23 protein-coding genes are annotated in these 25,326 nt (G+C 64.4%); 12 read left to right on the forward strand and 11 right to left on the reverse strand.

Annotation, left to right across the window (positions count from 1 at the left end; translation table 11 throughout):
* Nucleotides 1-592 precede the first annotated feature (592 nt).
* The gene (locus ACIBJI_RS29340) at nt 593-1,054 is read right to left on the reverse strand and encodes an NUDIX domain-containing protein (protein WP_364349064.1); all 462 of its coding nucleotides are present in this window, start codon (nt 1,052-1,054) and stop codon (nt 593-595) included.
* A 297-nt stretch (nt 1,055-1,351) separates the two neighbouring features.
* Between ACIBJI_RS29340 and ACIBJI_RS29345 the strand changes: the two genes are divergently transcribed.
* Nucleotides 1,352-2,134, forward strand: a complete 783-nt coding sequence (locus ACIBJI_RS29345; RefSeq protein WP_397086763.1) for a pirin family protein — start codon at nt 1,352-1,354, stop codon at nt 2,132-2,134.
* An 85-nt stretch (nt 2,135-2,219) separates the two neighbouring features.
* On the forward strand, nt 2,220-2,699 hold the full coding sequence (locus ACIBJI_RS29350) for a DUF4190 domain-containing protein (RefSeq protein WP_396958756.1): 480 nt from the start codon (nt 2,220-2,222) through the stop codon (nt 2,697-2,699).
* Here ACIBJI_RS29350 and ACIBJI_RS29355 read toward each other — a convergent pair.
* Nucleotides 2,677-3,228: a hypothetical protein gene (locus tag ACIBJI_RS29355; RefSeq protein WP_396958757.1), complete on the reverse strand. Its 552-nt coding sequence runs from the start codon at nt 3,226-3,228 to the stop codon at nt 2,677-2,679. The two genes, ACIBJI_RS29350 and ACIBJI_RS29355, sit on opposite strands and share 23 nt — an antisense overlap.
* A 132-nt stretch (nt 3,229-3,360) precedes the next feature.
* On the opposite strand from ACIBJI_RS29355, the gene ACIBJI_RS29360 reads away from it, so the two are divergent.
* From ACIBJI_RS29360 to ACIBJI_RS29370, 3 genes are all read left to right on the forward strand, one after another.
* Complete coding sequence (locus ACIBJI_RS29360) at nt 3,361-4,212, forward strand: Scr1 family TA system antitoxin-like transcriptional regulator (RefSeq protein WP_364349052.1); 852 nt, start codon at nt 3,361-3,363, stop codon at nt 4,210-4,212.
* Nucleotides 4,213-4,222: 10 nt separating this feature from the next.
* On the forward strand, nt 4,223-4,600 hold the full coding sequence (locus tag ACIBJI_RS29365) for a DUF397 domain-containing protein (RefSeq protein WP_364349049.1): 378 nt from the start codon (nt 4,223-4,225) through the stop codon (nt 4,598-4,600).
* 105 nt (nt 4,601-4,705) lie between these two features.
* A complete protein-coding gene (locus tag ACIBJI_RS29370; protein WP_396958819.1) occupies nt 4,706-6,733 on the forward strand; it encodes a M13 family metallopeptidase in 2,028 nt (675 codons plus the stop codon).
* Nucleotides 6,734-6,761: 28 nt separating this feature from the next.
* On the opposite strand, the gene ACIBJI_RS29375 is transcribed toward ACIBJI_RS29370, so the two are convergent.
* The 8 genes from ACIBJI_RS29375 to ACIBJI_RS29410 all read right to left on the reverse strand — a co-directional run bounded on the left by ACIBJI_RS29375 (nt 6,762) and on the right by ACIBJI_RS29410 (nt 16,305).
* The gene (locus ACIBJI_RS29375; protein ID WP_397086764.1) at nt 6,762-7,841 is read right to left on the reverse strand and encodes an ABC transporter ATP-binding protein; all 1,080 of its coding nucleotides are present in this window, start codon (nt 7,839-7,841) and stop codon (nt 6,762-6,764) included.
* Nucleotides 7,842-7,867: 26 nt separating this feature from the next.
* Complete coding sequence (locus tag ACIBJI_RS29380; RefSeq protein ID WP_397086766.1) at nt 7,868-9,196, reverse strand: ABC transporter substrate-binding protein; 1,329 nt, start codon at nt 9,194-9,196, stop codon at nt 7,868-7,870.
* Nucleotides 9,197-9,212: 16 nt separating this feature from the next.
* Entirely contained in the window at nt 9,213-10,109 is an 897-nt protein-coding gene (locus tag ACIBJI_RS29385; protein ID WP_364349037.1) for a carbohydrate ABC transporter permease, read from the reverse strand.
* 39 nt (nt 10,110-10,148) lie between these two features.
* The gene (locus ACIBJI_RS29390) at nt 10,149-11,078 is read right to left on the reverse strand and encodes a sugar ABC transporter permease (RefSeq protein WP_364349034.1); all 930 of its coding nucleotides are present in this window, start codon (nt 11,076-11,078) and stop codon (nt 10,149-10,151) included.
* Between the two features lie 671 nt (nt 11,079-11,749).
* The gene (locus ACIBJI_RS29395; RefSeq protein ID WP_364349031.1) at nt 11,750-12,649 is read right to left on the reverse strand and encodes a L,D-transpeptidase; all 900 of its coding nucleotides are present in this window, start codon (nt 12,647-12,649) and stop codon (nt 11,750-11,752) included.
* A gap of 384 nt (nt 12,650-13,033) precedes the next feature.
* Nucleotides 13,034-14,425, reverse strand: a complete 1,392-nt coding sequence (locus tag ACIBJI_RS29400) for a cytochrome P450 (protein WP_396958763.1) — start codon at nt 14,423-14,425, stop codon at nt 13,034-13,036.
* Nucleotides 14,426-14,441: 16 nt separating this feature from the next.
* On the reverse strand, nt 14,442-15,665 hold the full coding sequence (locus ACIBJI_RS29405; RefSeq protein ID WP_364349112.1) for a serine hydrolase domain-containing protein: 1,224 nt from the start codon (nt 15,663-15,665) through the stop codon (nt 14,442-14,444).
* Nucleotides 15,666-15,750: 85 nt separating this feature from the next.
* Nucleotides 15,751-16,305, reverse strand: a complete 555-nt coding sequence (locus tag ACIBJI_RS29410; RefSeq protein ID WP_364349025.1) for a DUF6764 family protein — start codon at nt 16,303-16,305, stop codon at nt 15,751-15,753.
* Between the two features lie 258 nt (nt 16,306-16,563).
* Between ACIBJI_RS29410 and ACIBJI_RS29415 the strand changes: the two genes are divergently transcribed.
* On the forward strand, nt 16,564-17,217 hold the full coding sequence (locus tag ACIBJI_RS29415) for a hypothetical protein (RefSeq protein ID WP_364349022.1): 654 nt from the start codon (nt 16,564-16,566) through the stop codon (nt 17,215-17,217).
* 40 nt (nt 17,218-17,257) lie between these two features.
* Complete coding sequence (locus tag ACIBJI_RS29420) at nt 17,258-18,778, forward strand: MFS transporter (RefSeq protein WP_396958764.1); 1,521 nt, start codon at nt 17,258-17,260, stop codon at nt 18,776-18,778.
* Between the two features lie 44 nt (nt 18,779-18,822).
* On the opposite strand, the gene ACIBJI_RS29425 is transcribed toward ACIBJI_RS29420, so the two are convergent.
* The gene (locus tag ACIBJI_RS29425) at nt 18,823-19,497 is read right to left on the reverse strand and encodes a S1 family peptidase (protein ID WP_364349016.1); all 675 of its coding nucleotides are present in this window, start codon (nt 19,495-19,497) and stop codon (nt 18,823-18,825) included.
* A gap of 601 nt (nt 19,498-20,098) precedes the next feature.
* On the opposite strand from ACIBJI_RS29425, the gene ACIBJI_RS29430 reads away from it, so the two are divergent.
* From ACIBJI_RS29430 to ACIBJI_RS29450, 5 genes are read left to right on the forward strand one after another with little or no spacing between them, the layout of a single operon-like run.
* On the forward strand, nt 20,099-20,917 hold the full coding sequence (locus ACIBJI_RS29430; protein WP_397086769.1) for an MlaE family ABC transporter permease: 819 nt from the start codon (nt 20,099-20,101) through the stop codon (nt 20,915-20,917).
* A gap of 4 nt (nt 20,918-20,921) precedes the next feature.
* Nucleotides 20,922-21,785 (forward strand): ABC transporter permease, encoded by an 864-nt coding sequence (locus ACIBJI_RS29435; protein WP_364349009.1) that lies wholly within the window; start codon nt 20,922-20,924, stop codon nt 21,783-21,785.
* Between the two features lie 6 nt (nt 21,786-21,791).
* Entirely contained in the window at nt 21,792-23,291 is a 1,500-nt protein-coding gene (locus tag ACIBJI_RS29440) for an MCE family protein (RefSeq protein ID WP_396958765.1), read from the forward strand.
* Nucleotides 23,288-24,331, forward strand: coding sequence for an MCE family protein (locus ACIBJI_RS29445; protein ID WP_364349003.1), 1,044 nt, complete (start codon nt 23,288-23,290; stop codon nt 24,329-24,331). The genes ACIBJI_RS29440 and ACIBJI_RS29445 overlap by 4 nt, the downstream gene beginning before the upstream one ends.
* Nucleotides 24,331-25,326 (forward strand): MlaD family protein, encoded by a 996-nt coding sequence (locus tag ACIBJI_RS29450; protein WP_364349109.1) that lies wholly within the window; start codon nt 24,331-24,333, stop codon nt 25,324-25,326. The genes ACIBJI_RS29445 and ACIBJI_RS29450 overlap by 1 nt, the downstream gene beginning before the upstream one ends.

A 25,326-nucleotide genomic window follows, 5' to 3' on the forward strand; every position in this document is an offset into this window, starting at 1 on the left:
CGGACGCGAGACGGGCCGCGAACGGGTCGCTCGTAAGACTCGCTTCGTCGTGGTTGCGTCAGTGACGGGAGCTCGCGTCTGCGTCGCATGCGCTTTGACGGTTCGGACGCGAGACGGGCCGCGAACGGGTCGCTCGTAAGACTCGCTTCGTCGTGGTTGCGTCAGTGACGGGAGCTCGCGTCTGCGTCGCATGCGCTTCGACGGTTCGGACGCGAGACGGGCCGCGAACGGGTCGCTCGTAAGACTCGCTTCGTCGTGGTTGCGTCGGCGAGGGGAGCTCGCGTCTGCGGCGCATGCGCTTTGACGGTTCGGACGCGAGACGGGTCGCGAACGGGTCGCTCGTAAGACTCGCTCCGTCGTGGTTGCGTCGGCGAGGGGAGCTCGCGTCTGCGGCGCATGCGCTTCGACGGCTCGGACGCGAGACGGGCCGCGAACGGGTCGCTCGTAAGACTCGCTCCGTCGCGGTTGCGTCAGTGACGGGAGCTCGCGTCTGCGGCGCATGCGCTTCGACGGCTCGGACGCGAGACGGGCCGCGAACGGGTCGCTCGTAAGACTCGCTCCGTCGTGGTGGGCAATGTGGGTGTGTCCCGGATCAAACACAGTTGACCAGGGTGGAGATCGTTTCTCGCATATCCGGCGCCATCGGTAGATCGGCGAGCGTGGCGGCGTCGATCCAGGCGAAGGCGTCGTGTTCGCCGGGGGCCAGTGCGACCTCGCCCGGTTCCACCTCGACGATGAAGCTGTACTTGCGCACTCGGGGCTTGGTCCTGGTGGCGTAGTCGAAATCACCCAGGAACTCGGTGATTGCGCGCACCCGCAGCCCGGTCTCCTCGAAGAGTTCGCGCACCACGCATTCGGCCAGGGTTTCCCCGGATTCGACTCCGCCACCGGGCAGTTCGTACTTGCCGCCGTGGTAGTCGTCCGGGACGCGACGCACCACGAGGAGTTTGCGATCGCGGAATACCGCGACACCGACCACGAAATCGGTGATCCCGTCGCGCTGCGCCGCATCGCGGAGTTGCTGTTCGATGCGCGCGAGCACCTCGGTTCGCATCCGTTCGTCACCTCCGATTCCTTTGTGGCACATGATGTTACGAATCCGCCGTGTGCGCGTATAGACCCCCGACGTGCGGTGGCGGGCCGTGCCGGCCGCCGACTCGACTAACCGGTCGGTACTGCTCGCCTGTCGTTCACCCGCAGCCGCGAGTGACTCCCTCGCACGTCACTCGCGAAGATCAGCTCGCGTAAAATGCCGAGTGCAGGACAATTTACTAGGAATTCGGAGCACCAACGTCGTAAGTGCTCCTACCCTGAAAGGCGATCGGTGCACGGTCCCGAGAGGAGGACCATGATGTCCACACTCACGACACCACACATCGATATCCATCGCGGCGGCGATCGCATGAAAACGCGCGTGTCCTGGCTGGATTCGAAGCACTCGTTCTCCTTCGGGGAGCACTACGATCCCGACAACACCCATCACGGGCTGCTGCTCGTCAATAACGAGGATATTGTTTCCCCTGGTCAGGGCTTCGAAACCCATCCGCACCGGGATATGGAGATCGTGACCTGGGTACTGGGCGGCTCGCTGGTGCACCAGGATTCGCTCGGGCACACCGGCGTCATCTATCCCGGTCTGGCACAGCGGATGAGTGCGGGCACCGGAATCCTGCATTCGGAGAAGAACGACTCCTGGCGCCTGGACCACGGCACCGAACACGACCAGCCGGTCCATTTCGTGCAGATGTGGGTGGTGCCCGACGAGCCGGGCCTGGAGCCGGGGTACCAGCAGTTGGAGATCGACGACGAATTGGCGCGCGGCGGCCTGGTGACCGTGGCCTCCGGCCTGCCGCGCTATCGCGATCGGACCGCGATCGCCATCGGCAGCAGTCATTCGGCGATGCATGTGGCACGGCTGGTGGGTAGCGGGGAAACCGAGCAGGCGATCGATCTACCCGACGCGCCGTATCTGCATCTTTTCGTCGCCAGGGGCGAGGTGGAGATGGAGGGCGTCGGCCCGCTGTACTCGGGTGACGCCGTGCGCATGACCAGGTCGGGCGGCCAGCGGGTGACCGCCCGCCAGCCCGCGGAGATCCTGGTCTGGGAGATGCACGCGCGGCTCGGCTCGAACTAACGCGCTCGGCGATTAACGTCCCCGCTGCGGGAGTGCGATCAGAAGGCGAGCGCAAACGCAGGCGCATCGGCTGAGAGGAAGTCCCATGGCGCAATATCCGCCGCCCGGTCAATATCCACCACCGGGTCAGTACCCGCCGCCACCGGGTCAGGGGCAGCCGAACTATTGGCAGGAATCCCCGAAGCGCAAGGGCCTGGCGATCACCGCACTGGTGCTCGGCATCCTGGGGCTCCTGAGCTGCTGGACGCTGATCGGCGGCTATTTGTTCGGTTTTTTCGCGCTGATCTTCGGCATCATCGCGCTGGTCAAGATTCGTTCCGGTAGCGCGGGCGGCTCCGGCATGGCGATCACCGGATTGATCCTTGGTGTGCTCGCGCTGGTCGCCGCGGTCGTGCTCAGCATCGTCGGCTGGAGTTTCTTCGTCGACTCCGGCGGCAAGGACTATCTGGACTGTCTGCAGAAGGCGGGCGACGATCAGACCAAACAAAACGAGTGCCGGGACAAGTGGGAGCACAGTATCGAGCAGAGCTTCAGCGTGACGCTCACTCCACGCCCGACCCCTTGACAACACCCTTGATGCCCTTGACCACCGACCGACCGCCGCTATTCGCGCAGGTTCGGGTGGCGGCGATGACATCGCCGAGCTCAGGGCGGTAGTCGCCCTCCGGCGGTGCTATCCAGATCCGGTAGCCGCTGAGCTCATCGGTCGGTGATGGCAGCACGATCCGGGTGCCGGGTAGCGCGACCGAGGCGCATACCCGGAACAACTCCGGGAACAGTGTCATATCCAGGTACGAGTTATCGGTCGGACCGGTCAGGAAGGACCATCGGCTGGAGCGCGGATGCGCGATGATCGGTCCGGTCCGTCCGTAGGTGGCCAGCAGGTGGGCGCGCACCCGCTTGCCGAGTTCGGCGGGCATGACGACCGCGCCGACCGCGCCTACTTCCAACAGAATTCGCCCGAGTGCCGGATCGACGACCCCGTAGAGACCGTTGTCCTTGCGATAGCGGCGACATCGCGCCAAAGCGTCCTGGGCCGCCGCGAAATCCTGGGCTGCCAGGTAGCTACCCGATTCCATTCGCGACGTACTCATGAGGAACCTCGCCTCGACTCTGAGTGGATCGACGTAAAAACCAAAGTTGCCGGTGAAATCGACACTAGACCCGCACAAGTTCCTTGACAATAGTCACACGCCCAGTAAATTTCCGGCGTACCATCTCCGGCCATGGTGCCCGTTTCCCCAACAGTTGCTCGCTGGGAGCTGGTGCTGCGCCTGCGCGAATTGCGCGAACAGCGCGGCTTCGATTCGGCCACCTTCGCCAAGCGGGTCGGTTTCACCCCCGCCAACTGGTCGCACGTCGAGAAGGGTCGTCGGGTGCTCACCACGAACACCATCGGCCCGGTGCTCGAACTGCTAGAGGTGGATGCCGAGGAACGCGCGGAGTTGCTGACGCTACTCGAGGCGAGTAAGCAGCGCGGCTGGTGGGCCAAATCGTCGGCCCTGATCGGTCCGGAACTGCAGCGGCTGTACGGCATGGAGTACGGCGCGCAGAGCATTCGCAGCTATGACAGTTTAGTCTTTCCGGGGCTGCTGCAGTCCGAGGATTACGCGCGGGCGCTCATCAGTGCCGATGTGATGATCCGGCCGGTTCAGGTCGAGCAACTGGTAGCCATCCGGATGCGGCGCCAGGAGCGGTTGCGCGGCAAGCGGCCGGTCGAGCTGACCGCGGTCATCAGCGAGGGCACGCTGCTGCAGCAGACCGGTGGGCCGGAGGTGCTGCGCGGACAGTTGGAGTATTTGGCGAAGACGATCGAGCAGCTCGACAACATCGAGGTGCGGGTCATCCCGTTCGCGGCGCGGGCGGGCGCGGTGCTCGGCGGGTCCAGTTTCCACCTGATCGACTTCGCCGGTGAACAGCTGCCGACCTTCGCGTGGGCCGAGAGCGCGGTCTTCGGCGGCGCGGTCGACGATCCGGAACAGGTGCGCGATTTGAGCTTCGCTTACGTACGCGCACTGGAACAGTCGTTGAATCGTGCAGCATCATTGGCCCTGATCAGCAGGTATGCGCGAGTGTAAAATCCTGCTCATGGCCTCCACCGCTACCTTCCGGTCGGTTTTCACTGACTGGTTCACGTCGAGTCGATCGAACAACGGCAATCAATGCGTCGAGGTTCGGTTCGATGGTGACGCGGTGCTCATCCGTGACAGCAAATACCGCCGCAACCCGGCCAACCGCACCGCTGAAGAGCCCATCATCACCGTCACCGCGAGCCTTTGGACCTCGTTCATCAACCTTCTCAACAGCGGCCGATCGCATAACGAGCTGATCGTACAAACTTGCGCCGATGGCAGCGCTACCCTGCGTCACGGCGATATCACCCTCTCCTACACCCCCGAAGAGTGGGATGCCTTCATTGCCGGCGTGCGCGCCGGCGAATTCGATCGCATCATCCTGCCCGCCTGACCGCTTGCCCCCGGCCGTAGCGACTTTTGCAGGTCGCTCGAAACGACCAGCCGACGCGGCCGGGGCCAACCTCGGCGACGGCAACCTTCGCCCCATCTCTGCATACTGGACATCGTGACTTCCGATCTGAGCAGTCCCTCCGGTATCGATCTCTCACACCTCGACCACGCCGTGCGCGTGCAGGACGACCTGTTCGCCCATGTCAACGGTGGGTGGCTGGATGCCTATGAGATACCGGCGGATCGTGCGGTCGACGGCGCCTTCCGGGCGCTGTACGACCAGGCGGAGCTGGATGTGCAGACGATCATCCAGCGGGCCGCGGACTCGGCGGCCGAGCACGGCAGCGACGCGCGCAAGATCGGCGATCTGTACTCGAGCTTCATGGACACCGATACGGTGGCCTCGCTTGGGCTCGCGCCCATCGCGGGGGAACTCACCGAGATTCACGAGGTCGCCGACCGCGGTGCCTTCGCCGCGCTACTGGGTCGCCTGCAGCGCACCGGTGTCGGCGGCGCGCTCGGCTTCTACGTCGACACCGACGACAAGGACTCCAACCGGTATCTGGTGCATGCCACCCAGTCCGGGATCGGACTGCCCGACGAGTCCTACTACCGGCAGGACGAATTCGCCGAGATCCGGGCCCAGTATGTCGAGCACATCGGCCGGATGTTCGCGCTCGCCGCCGCCGAACCGCAGATCGCCGCACTGCTACCCGCCGACCTGGCGATGGTCGGACAGCGGATCTTCGAATTGGAGCGCAAGCTCGCGGCCGGGCACTGGGATGTGGTGCGCCGCCGCGATGCCGAGTTGAGCTACAACCTCACCACCTACGACGCGCTGGTCGCCGAACATCCGGAATTCGATTGGCACGCTTGGACTTCCGCGCTCGCCGAGGGTATCTCGAAGTCGGGTCCCGACCTGTTCGCCGAAGTTGTTGTGCGCCAGCCGGATTACGTGCGAGCCTTCGCCCAGACCTGGGCGTCCGAACCGCTCGCCGACTGGCAGGCGTGGGCGATCTGGCGGCTGTTGCGGTCGCGGGCGGCCTATCTCACCGATCCGATCGTCGAGGAGAATTTCGACTTCTACGGCCGCACCCTCACCGGCGCGCAGGAGAATCGGGAGCGCTGGAAGCGCGGTGTTTCGCTGGTGCAGGATCTGCTCGGTGAGGCGGTCGGCAAACTGTATGTCGCCGAACACTTTCCGCCGGAGGCCAAGGCGCGGATGGTCGAGTTGGTCGCCAATCTGCAGGAAGCCTACCGCCGCAATATCGCCGACCTGGACTGGATGGGCCCGGATACCAGGGCGGCCGCGCTGGCCAAACTGGAGAAGTTCACCCCCAAGATCGGCTACCCGGACAAGTGGCGCGACTACTCCGCCATCGTCATCGTCCCGTCCGATCTGGTCGGCAACTACCGTCGCGGCTATGCCGCCGAACACGATCGGGATCTGAACAAGCTCGGCGGTCCGGTCGATCGCGGCGAATGGTTCATGACACCGCAGACGGTGAATGCCTACTACAACCCGGGCATGAACGAAATCGTGTTCCCCGCGGCCATTCTGCAGCCGCCGTTCTTCGATATGCACGCCGACGACGCCGCCAACTACGGCGGCATCGGCGCGGTGATCGGCCACGAGATCGGCCACGGTTTCGACGATCAGGGTGCCAAATACGATGGCGACGGCAATATGGTCGACTGGTGGACCGATGCCGATCGCACCGAATTCGGTAAGCGCACAAAGGCTTTGATCGACCAGTACAACGTGCTCTCGCCCAAGGCGCTATCCGACGACCACACCGTCAACGGCGAATTCACCATCGGCGAGAACATCGGCGACCTCGGCGGGCTGTCTATCGCCCTGGCCGCTTACCGTATTTCGCTCGAAGGCGAGCAGCCGCCGGTCATCGATGGTCTGACCGGTCTGCAGCGCGTCTTCTACGGCTGGGCGCAGGTGTGGCGGACCAAGGCCCGCAATGCGGAGGCCATCCGGCGCCTGGCCACCGACCCGCACTCGCCACCGGAGTTCCGTTGCAATGCGGTGGTCCGCAATATCGACAGCTTCCACGAGGCCTTCGATGTGAAGCCAGGTGATGAGCTGTATCTGGAACCCGCGCAGCGCGTCAAGATCTGGTGAGCACGCGGCGGACCGAGGACACCGCGCATCAGCGCAGGCGTTCCTCGGTTTCGCCGTCGAAGAAGAAGATCTCGTCGAGTTTCGGGCGCAGACGCAGGCGATCGCCCAGTGCCACTTGGAAGCGGCGGTCCACCCGGGCCACCACCTTGCCGGAGCGGCTGTTCCATTCATCGGTGACGCCGTGGCTGTAGATGAAGGATTCGGCGCCGAGTTCCTCGAGCAGTTCGGCGGCCACGGCGAGGCTGTTATCGGTTTCGGCGGTGGTTTCCCAGGACTCCGGACGGATGCCTACAATGACCCGCTCACCGGTTACGGTGCGGGGCAAGGGGATCCGGAGATCGCCCAGGACTGCCGCGCCCTCGCGGACCGGTGCGTCGAGCAGGTTCATACCGGGTGAGCCGATGAAGCCCGCGACGAAGGTATTGACCGGATCGTCGTAGAGCTCACGGGGTTTGGCGATCTGCTGGAGTTTCCCTTCGCGCAGTACCGCGACCCGATCGCCCATCGTCATGGCCTCGACCTGGTCGTGGGTGACATAGACGGTGGTAGTGCCGAGACGTTTCTGCAGCGCCGCGATTTGCGAGCGTGTGCTCACCCGCAGTTTCGCATCGAGATTGGACAGCGGTTCGTCCATGCAGAAGACCTGGGGGCGGCGCACGATGGCGCGTCCCATTGCGACGCGCTGGCGTTGTCCGCCGGAAAGATTCGCCGGTTTGCGGTCGAGCAGATGTTCGAGTTCGAGCATCTTGGCCGCCTCCTGCACGCGAACCGCGGTGTCCGTTTTGTTCATTCCGGCATTGCGCAGTGCGAAACCCATATTCTGCGCGACCGTCATATTCGGATAGAGCGCGTAGCTCTGGAATACCATCGCCACATCGCGGGACCGCGGCGGCAGTCCGGTGACGTCTTTACCGCCGATCAGAATGCGCCCCGCCGCAACGGATTCCAATCCGGCCAGCATCCGCAGACTGGTCGATTTGCCGCAACCCGATGGGCCGACGAGGACGATGAATTCCCCGTCGGCGATATCGAGTTCCAGGTTGTCGACGGCGGGCGTCCGCGCACCGGGATACAGATGCGTCACCCCGTCGAAGTGCACTGTTGCCACGGCGTCGATCTCCCTCTTCGTCGGTACTATTTGGGCAGCTTCGGCGTGATCTGCCGGTCGATAATGGTCTGCAGCTGACTGGCGACATTGGCGAAAGCCGTTGCCGGATCGGCATTCTGCAGACCGATCTGCTCCAGACCGGTGCCGATGATCTGGTCACCGCCGGGTACGAACACCCGTGCGTAATCCTGCGATTTGGTCACCGCGAGTTGCTCGATGGCGACCTTCGAATTCGGATTCTTCGCCAGGAAGTCGACCTCGCTCGGATCGGTCACCGCGGACTTGCGCACCGGCATATACCCGGTGCCCTGCGAGAAGTACGCGGTATTGGTGGCATTGGTGATGAACTCGATGAACTTCAGCGCGTTCACCTTCCGCTGATCCGAGATCCGCGACGGGATCGCCAGCCCGGCACCGCCGGTGGTGACGCCGGGACCGTTGGGATGCGGTAGGAATGCGGTGCCGAATTCCAGTTTGCCCTCGGCATTCTTCTGGATGCCCTTCAGATCGCCGGTGGAGGCGATGGTGGAGGCGATGACGCCGGTGCCGAAGTCGACAGCGATCTGCGGTTTGATCCCCGCGTACTTCTTGCTGTGGATCATATCCCGCAGGAATTGGCCCGCCGCAATGGTTTTGGGGTCGGTGAACTTCAGCGTCCACTGATCGGAATAGGCGCCGCCGAAGGTCCAGTTCGGGCCCTGGAAGGTCCAGGCCAGATAGTTCTTGGCATCACCCCAGCCGTGCGCGAGCTTGCCGTCGCCGACCACGGATTGAATCTTCGGACCCCAATCGTCGAACTCGGGCCAGCTCTGCGGGCCGCGGTCGGGCAGACCGGCCTTCGCCCACACGTCCTTGTTGTAGTAGAACAGCGGCGTCGAGCGCGCGTACGGCAGTGCGTAGTGCTTACCGTTGAAGACGTAGTCGGCGGCCAGCGAATCGACGTAGTCGTCGAGCTGCACTCCGGCATCGGCGAAGTGCGAGTCCAACGGTTCAATGGTGCCGTTGAGCGCGTAGTTGAACCACCAGACATCCGACAGCACAACGACATCGGGCAGCTCGCCGCCGGATAGCGCCGCATTGAATTTCTGCGACACTTCCTCGTAGTTCTTACCCGCGTCGACGAGATTGACCTTCAGATCCGGATGCTTCGCCTGGAACCGGTTGATCAGCTCGGCCTCGAGTTCCTTCGAGGTGCCGGGGTGATTCGACCAGAAGGTGATGGTGTTGGCGTCACCGGACTGCTTGCCGCCACCGCCGCTGCCCGCGCAGGCGGTCAGTGCGGTGCCCGACGCAAGCGCACCGGCCAGGCCGATGAATCCGCGCCGTGACAGTGCCGGGAATTGTGAAGTGGACACGGTTTCTCCTGTTCGGTCAACCCTTGACCGCACCTGAGGTGAGGCCCTTGATCATGTGGCGCTGTAGCAGCAGGAAGACGATGAGGATCGGCAGCATGGTCAGCAGCGTCCCCGCCATCACCGGTCCCCAATTGGTGACGCTCGGATTCTCGGTGTTCTGCAACAGGGTCAGGCCGACCGGCAGGGTGGCGACCCGGGTGTCATCGGCCATCAGGAACGGCCAGAGGTATTCGTTCCACTCGTTGACCAGCGTGACCACCGCGAAGGCCACCATGGTCGGTCCGGACATCGGCAGCACTACCCGGGTGAGCAGGCGCCACCAGTTGGCGCCGTCCATCCGGGCCGCCTCGATCACCTCCGAGGGCAGGGATAGGAAGTGGTTGCGCATCAGGAAGGTACCGAAGGCCACCCCGCAGAGCGGAATGATGATGCCCTGGAAGGTATTTCGCCAACCCAACTGGGCGATCAGGGCGTAATTGGAGATCACCGTGATCTGGTTGGGCACCATCAGCGCCGCGATGATCACCAGGAACACCAGGGACTTGCCCGGAAACCGCAGGAACACCAGGCCGTAGGCGCTGAATACCCCGAGCACGAATTTCACCAGCGCGATGATCCCGGTGATGATCAGCGAATTGCGCAGGAACGTCCAGAACGGCAGCGTCGTGGTGGCGTCCTCGTAGTTCGCCGGATGCCAACTGTGCGGCCAGTACACCGCGGGCTGGGTGTAGATATCGGGACGTGCCTTGAACGATGTGATGAAGATCCAGAACAGCGGAACTCCGATGATGATCAGCACGCACACCATCGCGCCGTAGCCGAGCACCGTCACCGCGCGCTGCCTGCGGCGATACGAAAGCGTTTCTACGCTGTATCCATGGCGGCTCGCGCGGGTCGCTACGTGGTCACGCATGCTGCCTCCTGCGCGTCCGTCGCTCCGGCCGCGTGTGTTTCACTGCTCACCCCGATCCATGACGCGCACCTGGACCAGCGTGACGACCAGCAGCACGAGGAACATGATGGTGGCGACCGTCGCGCCGTAACCGGCCCGGAAGTTGCGGAAGGACTCCTGGTAGACCTGGTAGACCATGGTCGTGGTGCCGGTGCCCAGCGGCCCGCCGCGGGTCATCACATTGATGATGTCGAAGACCTGCAGCGAGTTCAGCAGTACCGTGATCGACAGGAAGAACGTCGTCGGGCGCAGTTGCGGCAGTAGCACTTTGGTGAACGTGGTCCAGCGGCTCGCACCGTCCATCTCGGCCGCCTCCATGAGATCGGCGCGGGTGCCCTGCAGTGCGGCCAGGTAGATGACGAAGGTGTAGCCGAGGTTCTTCCAGATATAGGTAACCGTCACCATGAACAGCGCCCAGTGCGGGTCCTGGTAGAAGTCCGGGACCTTGTCGACGCCGATGCGGTGCAACACATCCTGGATCAGCCCGAAGCTGGGATCGAAGATGAACTGGAAGGCCACACCGATGGCCGCGCCGGAGATGACGAACGGCGCGAAGATGGCCGAGCGAACCAGATTGCGGCCGAACAGCTTACGGTCCAGCAGCAGGGCCAGCCCCAGGCCGAGCACCATGCTGCCGACCACCGCGGCCACGGTGAAAACCGCCGTATTGGTGACGATCTGCCAGGAGTCGTCGCGGCCCCACCACTCGCGGTAGTTCGCGAACCCGATGTAGGTCACGAAGTTGTCGGAGATATTGAAGTCGGTGAACGAGAGCCGGATATTGTCGGCCAGCGGGCGGTAGACGAACAGCGTCAGCAGCACCAGATTCGGCCCGAGCAACACCAGGAATAGCGCATAGTCCTGCCACGGCCGATTGCGCAGGCCGCGCCCGCGCGGCTGGGGCAGCACTCGTTCCGGCCTGGTTCGCACGGCCGAAACTTTACGGCGGCCAGCAAACGATCGGTTAACATCGACCGTCGAAACGCTGAACTTGTCGCGCGCTCCCCCGCCTCCCCGGACCTCTTGCAGGTCGTCGGGAGCGAGGGCATCTTCGTCGCGGCCCGGCGGTCGCGCGGGCGGCTGGGTGCTGGGCGTATCCGACGAGTTACCCATGTGCTGGTCCGCCCCGCCGGAACTTTGCGGTGCGAGTTTCGTCGCGGGCCGGGGGTGGTGTCGGCGGCTGGGTGCTGGGCGTATCCGACGAGTTACCCATGTGCTGGTCCGCCTCGCCGGAACTTTTGCCGGTCGTGGGTGCGGTGCGAGTTTCGTCGCGGGCCGGGGGTGGTGTCGGTGGTTGGATGCTGGGGGTATCGGACGAGTTACCCATGTGCTGGTCCGCCTCCCCGAGCCTTTTGCCGGTCGCGGGTGCCGTGGGAGTTTCGACGCGGGCCGCCGGTCGTCGTGGTGAGTGGATTCTGGGCGTGCCCGGCGAGTTACCCATGTTCTCCCGAAATCAGCTGTTGCGTTGCGCTATTCGGGAGGTTAGCTGGCAACTGGTCCGTCGTCCGGAAAATCCGGAACACTCGAAGTGAAACAACGAACTCAGCCCAGGCTGATCGGGCCTGGGCTGAGTTGAGCTCGGGGAGACTTCGACCGGATGTCTAGTCGTTCCAGTCGCCGTAGCCGTCGCGGGCGTTGAGGGTGCCGCCCTTGGTGTTCTGGACGATCACCGGGTCACCCTTCTTGGCGTTCTCGAAGAACCACTTGGCGTTCTCGGTGCTGACGTTCAGGCAGCCGTGGCTGGCGTTCGAGACACCTTGCTGTGCGACCGACCACGGGGCCGCGTGCACGAAGATGCCGCTGTTGGAGATACGCGTGGCGTACTCGACCTCGACCTTGTAGCCCTCGGGATCGGTGGTCGGCACACCGTAGGTGGACGAATCCATGGTCATCTTGCGCAGCTGCTCGCCGACGAAGTAGGTGCCGTTCGGGGTCTCGTGCTTGGTCTTACCCATCGAGGTCGGCATCGTCATGATCTCCTCGCCGTTGCGAGTGATCGTGATGGTGTGGGTGTCGTCGTCTGCGGTGGTGATGAAGGCGTCACCGATCCGGTATGCGGTGCGGGTGCCGCCCGCCTCAACGGTCACATCGGTATTGGCCGGCCAGAACTCGTTCGGCCGCCAGCGCACCTGCTTGTCGCTGAACCAGTAGAAGTGACCCGGCGCCGGATTCGAGGAGGTGATCTTGATGGCCTTCTCGGCGGTGGCGTGGTCGGTCACCGGATCCTTGAAGTTGATGATGATCGGCTGCGCGACGCCGACGGTCTCGCCGTCACCGGGGCTGATGCTCGGCGGGGCGAAGTTCGCCGTTGCACCCGGATCGGTGGCGGTCGAGTTGGCGGAGCCGGTGCCCGGCAGTACCGGATCCGCCTGCGCCGGCGCGACGGCGGTGAAGCCGACCGCAGCGATCGCCGCCGACAATAGGATGCCCTGCCGGAGTCGGCGGGCTAGCGCTCCCCGACGAGGAGCAGTCGACGTCCCGGTGTGCAAAGCGGCATGCATAAGTTTCTCGTCCAATCCATCTCTCACCTACGCCGGTGGCGCGGCGAGATCTCTCATCGGTGTGGAGCTGCAGGGCGGTTCCACGAAGACCCTTCGTGGATTCCGTGCAAACGCCCACGGAAAAACGGCGCGGGGAACACAGAGCACCCCACGGGTATATGACGCACCCGACCCTGCCGTCCTTCCTACCGTCCAGGGCCATCCGTAGCCAGTGACGTTTCGGATTGATTCGTATCGACCACACGATGTGGCGAGCAACACATACATCGTTGGGGGTCATCATCTTTCGTGAAATTGGCCGGTCAGCTCGGTAACCCTCGAAGGAGCCGGACGGCCGTCAAGCCGGCCGACCCCCTTACGGGCCAAACTCCTTCGTGAGATAAATCACGAAACGACATCGAATGGGATCGACCGATGCGGCCCCGTCGCGATGTTGTGCGGCACCGACAGCGGCGCTCGCCCGCGCGCATAACGTGGCGGCAATCGCAGCTGCCGTCGACCGAGGATCGTGGCGAGGACGATCCGCAGTTCGTAATCGGCAAGCGACGCTCCGACGCACCGTCGATGTCCGCCGCCGAAGGATGCGAACTCGTACGGCCGGTACTTGCGCTCGATGAATCGCTGCGGCTCGAACAGCTCGGGATCGGTCCATACCGCGGGATCGGAATGCAACAGCGGCAGCACGATGCCCATAGTGTCGCCCGTCGCGAGCTCGACCCCACGCAGCGTGAACGGCGCGGTCAGCCTGCGCAGCACGATCGGCACCACGGGATGCAGCCGCAGTGTCTCCTGGCAGACCGCGTCCAGGAACGGCAGCCCGGCCAGCTCGAGCGGGGAAGCCTCGGGCCCGGCCGCGTGCAGTTCGGCGCGCAGGCGCTGCAGCACCTCGGGTTCCCGATGCAGATGGAACAGCGCCCACACCAGACTGGTCGCGGTGGTCTCGTGTCCGGCCACGAGCAGGGTGCGCAATTGTTCGCACAGATCGGCATCGGTGATCGAGGTGCCGTCGTCATAGCTGGTCGCGAGCAGTAGACCGAGAATGTCGGCGCCGATCGTGCCGACGGCCCGACGCCGCGCGATATCGGTCAGGATCAGTTCGTCGAGCCGCTCGCGCGCGGCAACGAACCGGTCCCATGGCGCCCGACCGAACAGCCCGTGGCGCAGTGCGGGCACCAGCATCAGTGGTCCGGAGTAGGCGGTGAGGAATTCCGCGATCGCGGCGGTGTATTCGGCGCGGCGCTCGTGGCTGTCCACCCCGAATACCGCCTCCAGAATCACCCGCAGCGTGATCGCCCGGGTCGCGGCGCGTGCATCGATGCGCGTGCCCGGTGTCCAGGCGGGACGGGATTCGCCTGTGCTGCCGGACATTTCGGCGATGGTGGACTCGCGGATAAGTTCGCCGTAGGCGCGGATCCGTACGCCGTGAAATGCGGGGGCGAGCAACGCCCGATCGCGCCGGTGGCGTTCGCCGGCGGCAAGGATGAGCGAGGCGGAGCCGACCAGCGGTTCGATCGGATTCGGTCGCGGCGGTTCGAGCAGCTCGGTCGGCGCGCGGAAGAGTTCACGGGCACCGTCGGCCGTGCCGGTGAACAGCACCGCGCCGAAACCAGGAAACCGCACGTAGAACGGGTCGCCTTCGCGTTCGCGTCGCCACCGGAAGTACCGCTCGAAATCGATACCCGCCGCCAACGCGTGCGCAACCATCATTCTCGGCGGGCGCGGCGTCGAGGGCGCGGCGTCCAGCGCCGTTTCGTCGGGTGTGCCCGCCTGCTCCATATCTATAGCTACGAACTCACAGTGGTCCCGGTTCGACCGACCCGGTCGGACGGACCCTGCGCACCGTATTGCTGGCGAGGGCGGCCAAGCGCGCGAGCCTGGCGTCCCCGAGCGCGGTCACCGCATTACCGAGTCGGTTGGTGACGAAGGCGATCGACATGCCGAGTTCGGGATCGGCATAGGCGCCCGAACCGCCGAGTCCGTAGTGGCCGAAGGCGTTTCGCGGCTGCTGCTTGGACATCACCACCGGTCGGTGATAGCCGAGAGTGAATTTCAGCGGCAGCCCGAGCACATAGTCGCGGCTGTCGGCCCGCTGCGTCTGATTGATGATCGAGATCGTCTCCGGTTGCAGGAACTGCGCAGCCTCGATGCCGTGACCACCGCGTTCGGGATCCAGCGCCTCGACCCGACCCGCATTCGCGAGGGCCCCATACATTCTGGCCAGTGCCCGCGCCGAGAAAACACCGTTCCAGCCGGGCATCACCGCATCGTGCACGCGCGGATCGCGTACCAGCTCGTCGAAACTCTCCGGCATACCCGCCTCGGCGAGTCCGCGAATCGGGCGCACCCAGGACAGCACCGATGACGCGGTATTCCAACGGATTCCGGGTGGATTCAGATGCGGAAAGATCTTGGCGATCCGGTAGCGCTCGGATTCCGGTACCCGGAACCAGAATTCGTCATAGCCGATTGGTTCCGCGATCTCGCGTCGCACCACATCGATGAACGGATCACCGGTGACGCGCTGCACGATCTCGGCCACCAGCCAGCCGAAGGTGATCGCGTGATAGCCGGATGTACGGATGCGCCGCGGATCGGCCGGACTCTCGGCCAGCGCCGCCACCACCGCGTAGTAGTCGAGGATGCCTTCCCGGCCGGGGACCAGACCGCGGACCCGATGCAGGCCGGCGCGGTGCGAGAGCACATCGCGCACCGTTATGTCGTCCTTGCCGTGTGCGCCGAATTCCGGCCAGTAAGTCGCGACCGGCGCCTCGTACTCGATCAGCCCACGCTCGGCCAGCCGGTGCACCACGGTCGCGGCGACGCCCTTGCCGGTGGAGAAGGTGAGTGCCACATTGTCGCCGTTCCAGCGCCGATCCTTGGCAGCCCAGCCCGCCCAGATATCGACGACGGGTCGACCGTCGAGATAGATCGCGAGCGCGCCGCCACCGCGCGTCGGCTGGGCGAACATGCCGAAGAAATGGTCGGCTAGGCGCACGAACCTCGGATCGACGAGCATCTCCCGTGGCGCCGCTGGCCACCGATCCGGTGCGGGGAAGGCTGAAACCACGGGGCACCTCCTGCTGCTGGCTGGGGCCGAATTCTCAGCCTAACTCGGATCGTGTCGATTGCCAGCGACCGAAAGGCGTGGTCAGACAGGTCGCACCGGTTGCCGAATTCCACGCGAAGGCCGCCGTGCCCAGGCAAACCACCGCGCTGTCGGCGGTCGCGACCTGTGCCCGCGAGCCGTCCAGGGCGATCGATACCGCGAACAGCGGGATCGGCGGGTTCGGTTGGTCGGTCTCGGAATCCGTTGCCGCAGCGGTGATCGAGGTCAGCGCGATGGCATCGGCCCCGTAGCCGAGCGCGATCGGAATTCCGCCGACCCCGTCGCTGGCGCCGACCCCGCCCGCCGCACCGATACCGAGTGCGGCGGCACCGACGCCCGCATGGGCGTAGCCGACGCCGTCGTATCCGGCCGCCCATGCCCGTCCGTAGGCTTCGGCCGCGGCCCGGCACGCGGTGCTTCCGTCGATCACGGTGACATCCGTCCCGCCTTCGGAGGCGCAGTGCACACCGGTTGCCGAGGCCACCGCGGGCAGGATCAGCGCGGCGCCGAATGCGGCGGTAGCGCAGGTAATGGCGCTGATCAGCGTCACGGACGAGCCCCTTTCACACTGGAAACCTCACCCTACCCAGATCGGTTGCTGGAAAGCCGATTCCGCTGGCGGGCCGCGGTGCGGCAGTGATCGAACCAACACTTCGGCCGGCACTGTGCTGCCACGATTGGGGTGCTGTCGACTCGACGCGCCCGCGCCCGGTGGTGTATGCATGGCGTGGTATTTCACGTATTTCTAGATCACTTCGGATTCCGGCGGGGGTATGAGTTCGGAGCGTTACAGCCGGGAGGACTGTAAGTGTCTCGTCAACCGATCTCGGGTCGCCTCGCGACGGCGGCCATCGCCGCGGTCGCCGTTGTCGCCGCGCTCTCGCTAGCGGGCTGCGGCAATAAGATCAGCGGCAACGCCCAGCCCGCTATTGGTAACGGGACCATCGATGCGGTCTCGTCCACCAACACGCCGAAAACCTCGGGAGCCAGGCCCACCACCAGCGCCCGCCCGACCTCGGGTAAGCCGACGGCGACCACTTCGGCGACCAAGGGCGGCAGCACCGACTTCCAGGCCAGTGTCGGTGACTGTGTGACGCTCGGCGGCACCACCGATAACGCCACCATCGCCAAGGCCTCCTGCGGTAGCCGGGCCTCGAACTACAAGGTCATCGGCAAGGCGGCGACCAGTTCGCAGTGCGTCGCCGATCGCGACAGCGCCTACTTCGAAACCCTCAACGGCACGCAGCAGGGCGCGATCTGCCTGGATATCGATTGGGTCGTCGGTGGCTGTATGGATATCGGCGGCGAGGATCCCAAGCGCATCGATTGCACCGAACGCGTCAGCCAGGGCGTGAAGGTGACCAATATCCAGCAGGGTGCCGACGATGCGAGCGTCTGCGGCAGCAGCAGCGGCTTCGAATACCCGACGCGGCACTTCGTGGTCTGCGTCCAGAATCTCTGACCGCCACGAAAATCCCCGCCCTGGCGGCTACGTTGGGTCGGTGAGTTCTGAGTTACCCCGGCTGGGTTCGGCCACCGGCCGCTGGATCCTGCTGGCCACTATCCTCGGTTCGTCGGTGGCCTCACTGGATGCCACCGTCGTCAATATCGCGCTGCCGCGCATCGGCGAATCCCTCGACACCGATGTCGCGGGCCTGCAATGGACGCTCAACGGCTATACCCTGACCCTGGCCTCGTTCATCCTGCTCGGCGGCTCGCTCGGCGATCATCTCGGCCGTCGCAAGGTGTTCGTCTGGGGTGTCATCGGTTTCGCGCTGGCCTCGGTACTCTGCGGCGCCGCGGTGAATATCGAGATGCTCGTCCTCGCCCGGATCCTGCAGGGTGTGGCGGGCGCGATGCTCACTCCCGGCAGTCTGGCCCTGATCTCCTCATCCATCGACCAACGCGATCAGGGCGCGGCGATCGGCCTGTGGTCCGGTTTCGGCGGTGTCGCGGGCGCACTCGGTCCATTCCTCGGCGGCTGGCTGATCGAGTTGGCGGGCTGGCAGTCCATCTTCTTCATCAATGTGCCGCTCGCGGTGGTCGTCGTACTCGTCACGCTGCGACATGTGCCGGAGAGCCACGACCCGAATGCCTCGGCGCGACTGGATATTCCCGGTGCGATTGTGGTCGCGTTGGCGCTCGGCGCGCTGACCTTCGGTCTGATCGATGCGATGCCGCTGCTGGTGGTCGTCGGTCTGCTGCTGCTCACGGTCTTCGTGGTGATCGAAATGCGCAGCGATCATCCGCTGGTGCCGCCGTCGCTGTTCGCTGGCACGTTTTCGCCGGGCGCGGGGCGCTCCGTGGTTACGCAGGCCGGCTCCTCCGGGCCCGTTGCTTCCGGCGGCCGGGTCTTCACCGCCGCGAATCTGGTCACACTCGCGGTCTACGCCGCGCTCGGCGGTGTCTTTTTCCTTCTGGTGATGCAGCTGCAACTGGTGGCGAAGTACACCCCGTTGATGTCGGGGGTGGCCACCGTGCCGGTCACATTGATCATGCTGGTGCTTTCCGCGCCCGCGGGCCGGTGGGCGCAGGTGCACGGTGCGCGCATTCCGATGACGCTCGGCCCGTTGCTCGCCGCGCTCGGCCTGGTGTTGCTGCTGCGCATCGGACCCGACACCACCTATCTGACAGATGTACTGCCTGGCGTGCTGGTCTTCGGTCTCGGTCTTTCGGTATTGGTCGCCCCGCTCACCGGCGCGGTACTGGGCGCGGTGCCCGCCAGTGAGGCGGGTATCGCCTCCGGGGTGAACAATGCCGTCGCCCGTACCGCTCAGTTGCTGGCTGTCGCGGCGTTGCCCGGCCTTGCCGGAATCTCCGGGTCGCTGAGTGACCCCGTCGAATTCGACCGCGGCTTCGGCGTCGCGATGTGGATCTGTGTCGGCCTGCTGGTGGCCGGTGCACTTATCGCGGCGGTACTACTGCGCGCACCGCGACGCGCGGCGACGCTGGACAACGTCGACTGCATGCCGCAGTGCGCGGTGGCGGGCCCGGCGCTGGCCCCGCTCCACAAAACAGAATGAGCGGGTCATTCGACCCGCTCATTCGGTATTCGGCTCGAGCCTGGCTAGATCGGGTTGAAGCCCGCCCCGACGTCGCCACGGGCATTGATATCGCCCATGATCGAGCTCATATTGGTGCCGACCTCGGGTCCGAAGCAGGCGATGGCGAGATAGGCGTTCACCATCCCGACCAGCGTGTTGCCGACGACGACCGGTGCCCCGGAATCGCCCTCGACCACACACATCTGCGCCCAGGTTTCCATATTGGTGCCGAAGACATCGCCGTAGGCGAGGCCGCAGGTGTTACCGGTGGTGCGGCCTTCCTTGCAGACGATCATCGGGAACTGGGCCGGGCCGCCGATCCCGGTGATGGTGACATTGCCGATCCGGTTGACCGGGATGATCTTGCTCGGATCGAACTGGATGATGGCGTAGTCGAGATCGTGGTTGGAGTAGACGAACCGGCCGACCACGCCTGCGCCGCGGTCGAGTTCGGCGTATACCTGAGCGCCCGGGTCGCCGCAGTGGCCCGCGGTCAGGCCGACCAACCGGCCCGCGCCGTCGTAACCGACGGTGGTAACAGTGCATTCGAACTGATTATCGATAATGATTCCCGACCCACCGCCGATGACGGGTGGCCCCGGCGCGGCGTCCGCGGTCCCGGCCCCCGTCGCGACCAGTGCCGCACCAAGGGCTACGGCGAAGGCGGCGTTGGCCACCTTGGCGAGTTTGCTGAACATGTCCCTCCAGACGTCGGAAGTCCGCACGATATCAATCTGTCGCACCCATCGTGTCAGTATTCGGCTCCGGGCGCGTCCTGTATCCGTAGCGATCGCTTGCGGGTCGCTCGAAACGGTTGGTCTGCGGTGTCGAACACGTCGGCGGAGAACACATATTTTTCGACATTTAGAGTGCAGCGTCTCATTCTCTCGCGATAGCGAAGCTCTATTACTGTAATCTTCGCAATGCGCCCGATTGCGTTTCAGTTGTATGTTGATCGGTGTCGCAGAAGCCATTCGAATCGCGCGAAGATTTTGCATGAATATTATCCGCGCAAATAGTAGAACTGGCCATACGCGGGGCTGATCGCGGCAGGTGGAACTGTAACCTGTTCTAGAAGTATCTCCGTTAACTTTGGGACCAATCCCAAGCGTCGGGCCACTGCTCATAGCGTTTTCCCAACAGGGACTCCTATATATGACTGCAATCACACGGTGATGGTGTGTTCTGCACTACTCCGTAGTAAGGTGCGTCAAGCAAACAAGTCGTCGGGGTTTGGTTACCGGCGTCGAGAGGGGTTAGCCAGTGCAGTCGACCAAGAGTCCACCAGCGCAATCACGGATGAGTGATGCGGCCGATTGGACGAAGGCCTACTGGGAAGACCATCCGAAGCGCTCCTTGGAGACCTTCGGTAGACAGATCATGATGGGGTTCGCGGCGGTCGCCGAGTTGTTCATCGCGATATTCCGACGCCGCTTTCCCTATCGTGAGTTCATCCGCCAGTGTGCGTTCATGTCCAGTGTCGCCGCGGCACCGACGCTGCTGGTCGCCATCCCGATCGGCGTGATCGTTTCCATCCAGGTCGGCGCGGTCGCCGGCCAGGTGGGTGCGACCTCGTTCATCGGCGCGGCGAACGGTCTGGGCATTATTCAGCAGGGTGCGCCGCTGGTCACCTCGCTGATGATCGCGGGCGCGGTCGGTTCGGCGATCACCGCCGATCTCGGTTCGCGCACCATCCGCGAAGAGATCGATGCGATGCGGGTGATGGGCGTGGATCCGCTGCGTCGGCTGGTCGCGCCCCGGCTCGGTGCGGCCATGCTGGTCAGCGTATTGCTCTGTGGCTTCGTCGTATTCGTCGGATTTTTGACTGGCTACATTTTCAATATTTTCGCGCAGAACGGCACCCCGGGTTCCTATATCGGCACCTTCTCCTCGTTCGCCGTCACCATCGATCTGCTTGTCGCACTGGTGAAATCGTTGATCTTCGGGTTGCTCGCGGCGATCATCGCCTGTGATACCGGGCTCAATACCCGAGGCGGTCCGGGCGGCGTCGCCAACTCGGTGAACTCCGCGGTGGTCAGTTCCGCCATCATGTTGTTCGGCGTGAACTTGATCATCACCCAGATCTACAACGTTCTCCTCCCCCCACAGGTGGTCTGAGCCGGTGTCAACAACCTATATACCGCCGCTGCTGCGGCCACTTCGGCAAATAAAGAAGTCCGCGCAGATCCCGGTGGATATGGTCGCGCGTCTGGGGCACCAGGTGTTCTTCTTTCTGCGGTCGGTGGGCTCGATCCCGTTGGCGTTGCGGCACTATCCGAAGGAAGTCTGGCGGCTGCTTTCGGATGTCACCTGGGGCAACGGCAGCCTGGTCGTCGGTGGCGGCACCATCGGCGTCATCCTCATCCTCAGCGCGTTCGGCGGGATGACGGTCGGCATCCAGGGCTATACCTCACTGAATCTGCTCGGCCTGAGCCCGATCACCGGCGCCATCTCGGCGTTCGCGACCACCAGGGAGTTGGGGCCGCTGCTCGCGGCGCTCGCCTTCGCCGCCCAGGCCGGCTGTCGATTCACCGCGCAACTCGGCGCGATGCGTATCTCCGAGGAGATCGACGCACTCGAGTCGATCGCGATCCGGCCGCTGCCGTATCTGGTGAGCACCAGGATGTTCGCGGCGATGATCGCCATCGTTCCGCTCTATTGCCTCGGCCTGGCCATGGCCTACATTTCGTGCTCGCTCACTGTGCAGCTGATCGGCAACACCTCCAGCGGTACCTACGCGCACTACTTCTATCAGTTCCTGATACCAGGAGACGTGCTCTACTCGCTACTCAAGGCGATGGTGTTCGTCGCGATCACCACGTTCATCCAGTGCTACTACGGCTTTTTCGCCTCGGGCGGTCCAGAGGGTGTGGGTGTCGCGGCCGGTCGGGCCATCAAGATGTGCATCATCATCGTGGTTTTCGCGGACCTGTTCATGACATTGGCAATCTGGGGCGTCAATCCCGGCATCCGGATCTCGGGGTAGGACGAGATGATCATCGATCCCAGTGGGCGTGGCCCCACCATGCGACAACTGTTGGTCGCCGGCGTATGCGGACTCGTCGTCTTCGCGCTGATCCTCGGCTTTCTGATGGCAAGATACCGAGGCTATTTCGTGCCCAAGGTGCATGTGGTCGCCGATGTGACCAACACCGGTGACGGGCTGCCCAGCGAGGCCGACGTGAAGTTCCGTGGCGTGCTCGTCGGCGCGGTCAAGGATGTCGACGTCGTCGCCAAAGGTGAGCGGCAGAAGGTGCAGATCGACCTGAAACCGGAGTTCGCCGGCGATATCCCGTCGAACGTGACCGCCCGAGTGGTGCCGAGCAACCTGTTCGCCGTCACCTCGGTGGAATTGGTCTTCAATGGACCCGCGGACAAGTACCTGCACGAGGGTTCGGTCATCGAAGAGGATCAGAGCCAGGGCACCATCGCGCTGCAGGACACCCTCACCAAGGTCCGCACCGTTCTCACCAAGCTCGACCCGGTGCAGTTCGGCCGGGTGCTCGGCACACTGTCCCAGGCGCTGGACGGCAGCGGCCGGATGCCGGGATCCACCATCGAGCGGTTGGACAAGTGGCTCACCTCGGTGGACGAGTCCATCCCGAATCTCGGTGTGCTGCTGGACGATTTCTCGGCCTCGGCGCATGCGCTCAATGAGTCCGCACCCGAATTGCTCGATGTGCTCGGCAGTTCGGTGAAGACCGCGCAGACCATCGCCGATCACCGGACGGCGCTGGTCGCCCTGATCAGCGGTACCGCGGGCACGGTGGATTCGGTCAACTCGCTGTTCGCCCGCAACGGCGATGTCGGCAAGCAGGTGACCGCCGGTACCAGCGATATGTTCGGCGCGCTCGCCGCGGATGCGAATTCGATCCCGGACACCATTGCCTCGCTGAACAGCTCACTGCGCAAGCTCGGTCAGACCTTCCACTGGGGTCCGCAGCGGCAGATGGTCTGGAACGCGGGTGTCACGCTCACCCCGTACCGGCCTTACGAACAGGCCGACTGCCCGCGCTACGGCAATCTGCCCGGACCGAGCTGTGCCACCGCACCGGCGGTCTCCGATCCCGGCTATCTGCCGGAATCGATGAAGCCGCGTTCGCTGGAAACCGCGCAGGGTTTGGCGAAATTGCCACTGCCCGCGGGCTTCCCGGAGATTGCGGGTCTCACCTCCCCGGGCGATCCGCTGGCGGCGACCTCGGCCGAGCCGAAGCCGGGCAGCCCGTTCGCGGGTACGCCGCTGGAGGGGTTGTTCCCGAATCCGGCGCCACCCGCGTCGAATGCGCAGCCCTCCGCCGACCAGCCCGCGGCTCCGGCCGTACCCGTCCAGCCGGCGAGTGCGCCCGTAACCGCCGGTCCGATTTCGTACGAAGGAGATGCCGCGATCGTGGCCCTGCTCGGTCGTCGGCCGACGGCGGCTGAATATCTGCTGCTCAGTTCGGCAATGCGCGGGGGCACCCTGCAGGTCGGCGAAAGCGGTACCGCTAAATGAGCATTCGTAAACCACTCATCGGCTTCGGCCTCTTCGCGATCGTCTCGATCCTGGTCACCGTCGTCGTATGGAATACGCTCGCGCGGGTCGTGGAGGGTTCTACCAACACCTACACCGCGACCTTCAGTGATGTGCTCGGTCTGCGCGCGGGCGATGACGTCCGAATGGCGGGCGTGCGGGTGGGCAAGGTCGAAAAGATCGAACTCACCCGCGATCCCAAGACCAAGAAGTCCCTCGCCAATGTGACGTTCATCGTGCAGCGCAACCAGACGGTGTACGACGACACCAAGGCGCTGGTGCGCTACCAGAACCTGATCGGCCAGCGTTATGTCGCGCTGGCCCCGGGCAAGGCGGCGAGCCCCGCGGCGTTGAAGAACAAGGCCACCATTCCGCTCGAGCGCACCGAACCGTCCTTCGATGTGTCCGGACTGCTCAACGGATTCCAGCCGCTGTTCCAGGTGTTGCAGCCCGAGCAGGTGAACCGGCTCTCGGAGACCTTCATCCAGGCATTGCAGGGTGACGGTGTTTCGTTGAGCGCGTTCATCAACCAGGCGGCCACCCTGGCCACGGATTTCCAGCGCCGAGACGCGATTCTCAGCGATGTGATCACCAACCTCAGCGGCGTCATGTCCGGGTTGGCCAAGCGAGGTGATGAATTGGAGACCCTGGTTACCCAGACCCGGGCACTGATCGGCGGCCTGTACGACCAGGGGCAGTCGCTGCAAGCGTCCACCGTGCAGATCGCGGATGCGACCAGCGGGCTGGTGGACATGATGGGCAAGATCCAGCCGAAGCTGGCCAGCGCACAGGATTCGACAAGCGCCGCGCTCACGCTGCTGATCGCCAACGGCGCCAAGCTGGACCAGGCCGCGATCGACCTGCCCGCGGTGCTGGCCGATATCGGCAAGTTCACCCAGGACGGCGCCTATGCCAACGCTTATATCTGCAAGCTGGATATCTCGCTCTATGGCGTCCTGCTCCCCCGCGGCCTGCTCCCAATGATCGGTGGTAACGGACAGTCGGCGGTGTGCCGCCCATGATGACCAAGATCAAGGACAGGTTCAATAACAACCGCTACTTCTGGCTGGGCGCGATCGGCGGTGTCCTCATCATCGTGCTGCTTATCGGGTCCAGTGCGTACAAGCTGATCGGCGTCGGTGAGAAGTCGGTCAAGGCCGAATTCGCGCAGACCGCCGGAGTCAAGGTCGGTGACAAGGTCAATATCGCCGGTGTCCCGAGTGGCCATGTGGCCGGTGCGAAGCTGGAGAACGGGCACATCCTGCTCACCCTCAGCGTGAGCGACGATGTGAAGCTCGGACCGGATGCCAGGGCATCGATCAAGATGGCGACGCTGCTCGGTGCGCGCTACGTCGACCTCGATCCGGGGGACGGGTCGGGGTTGAAGGGCGGCCGAATCCCGTTGTCCAACACCTCGGTTCCGTACAACCTGGCCGATGTGGTCGAGTACGGCACCCCGAAGTTCGAGGCGCTCGACACGAAGCAGTTGGCCACTTCGCTCGATCTGATCAATAAGCAGCTGGGCGATTCGCCCGCGCTGACGGCGCAGGCGCTCGACAGCGTCGGCGCGCTGGCGAAGGTGATGGATTCGCGCAAACAGGAGGTCGACAGCCTGCTCAAGGATCTCGACCGGGTCACCCGAATCCTCGGCGACAACCGCAACAGCGTGCTGCTGGTGATCACCCAGGGCGAGGCCATCGCCAACCGGGTGATGGAGCGTCAGGGTCTGCTGCGCCAGCTGCTCGACAATGTGTCGACGCTGAGCCGCCAGCTGCAGCAGATCGGCGCCGCCAACAACAACCAATTCGGCCCGACCATCGAGCAGTTGAACACCATGGCCGAAGGCCTGCAGAAGAACAAGGACAACCTCGACCGGCTGCTGCAGATCATGCCGGTGTCGGTGCGCACCCTCAACAACGCGTTCGGCAATGGACCCTACGGTGAGGTCGGCCTGCCGTGGGTCTTCCCGGACAACTGGTTGTGCTTCGCCCATGTGATCGAGGGGTGCCAGGGATGA

Origin of the sequence: Nocardia sp. NPDC050408, from assembly GCF_044458905.1 — a bacterium.
GTDB lineage: Bacteria > Actinomycetota > Actinomycetes > Mycobacteriales > Mycobacteriaceae > Nocardia.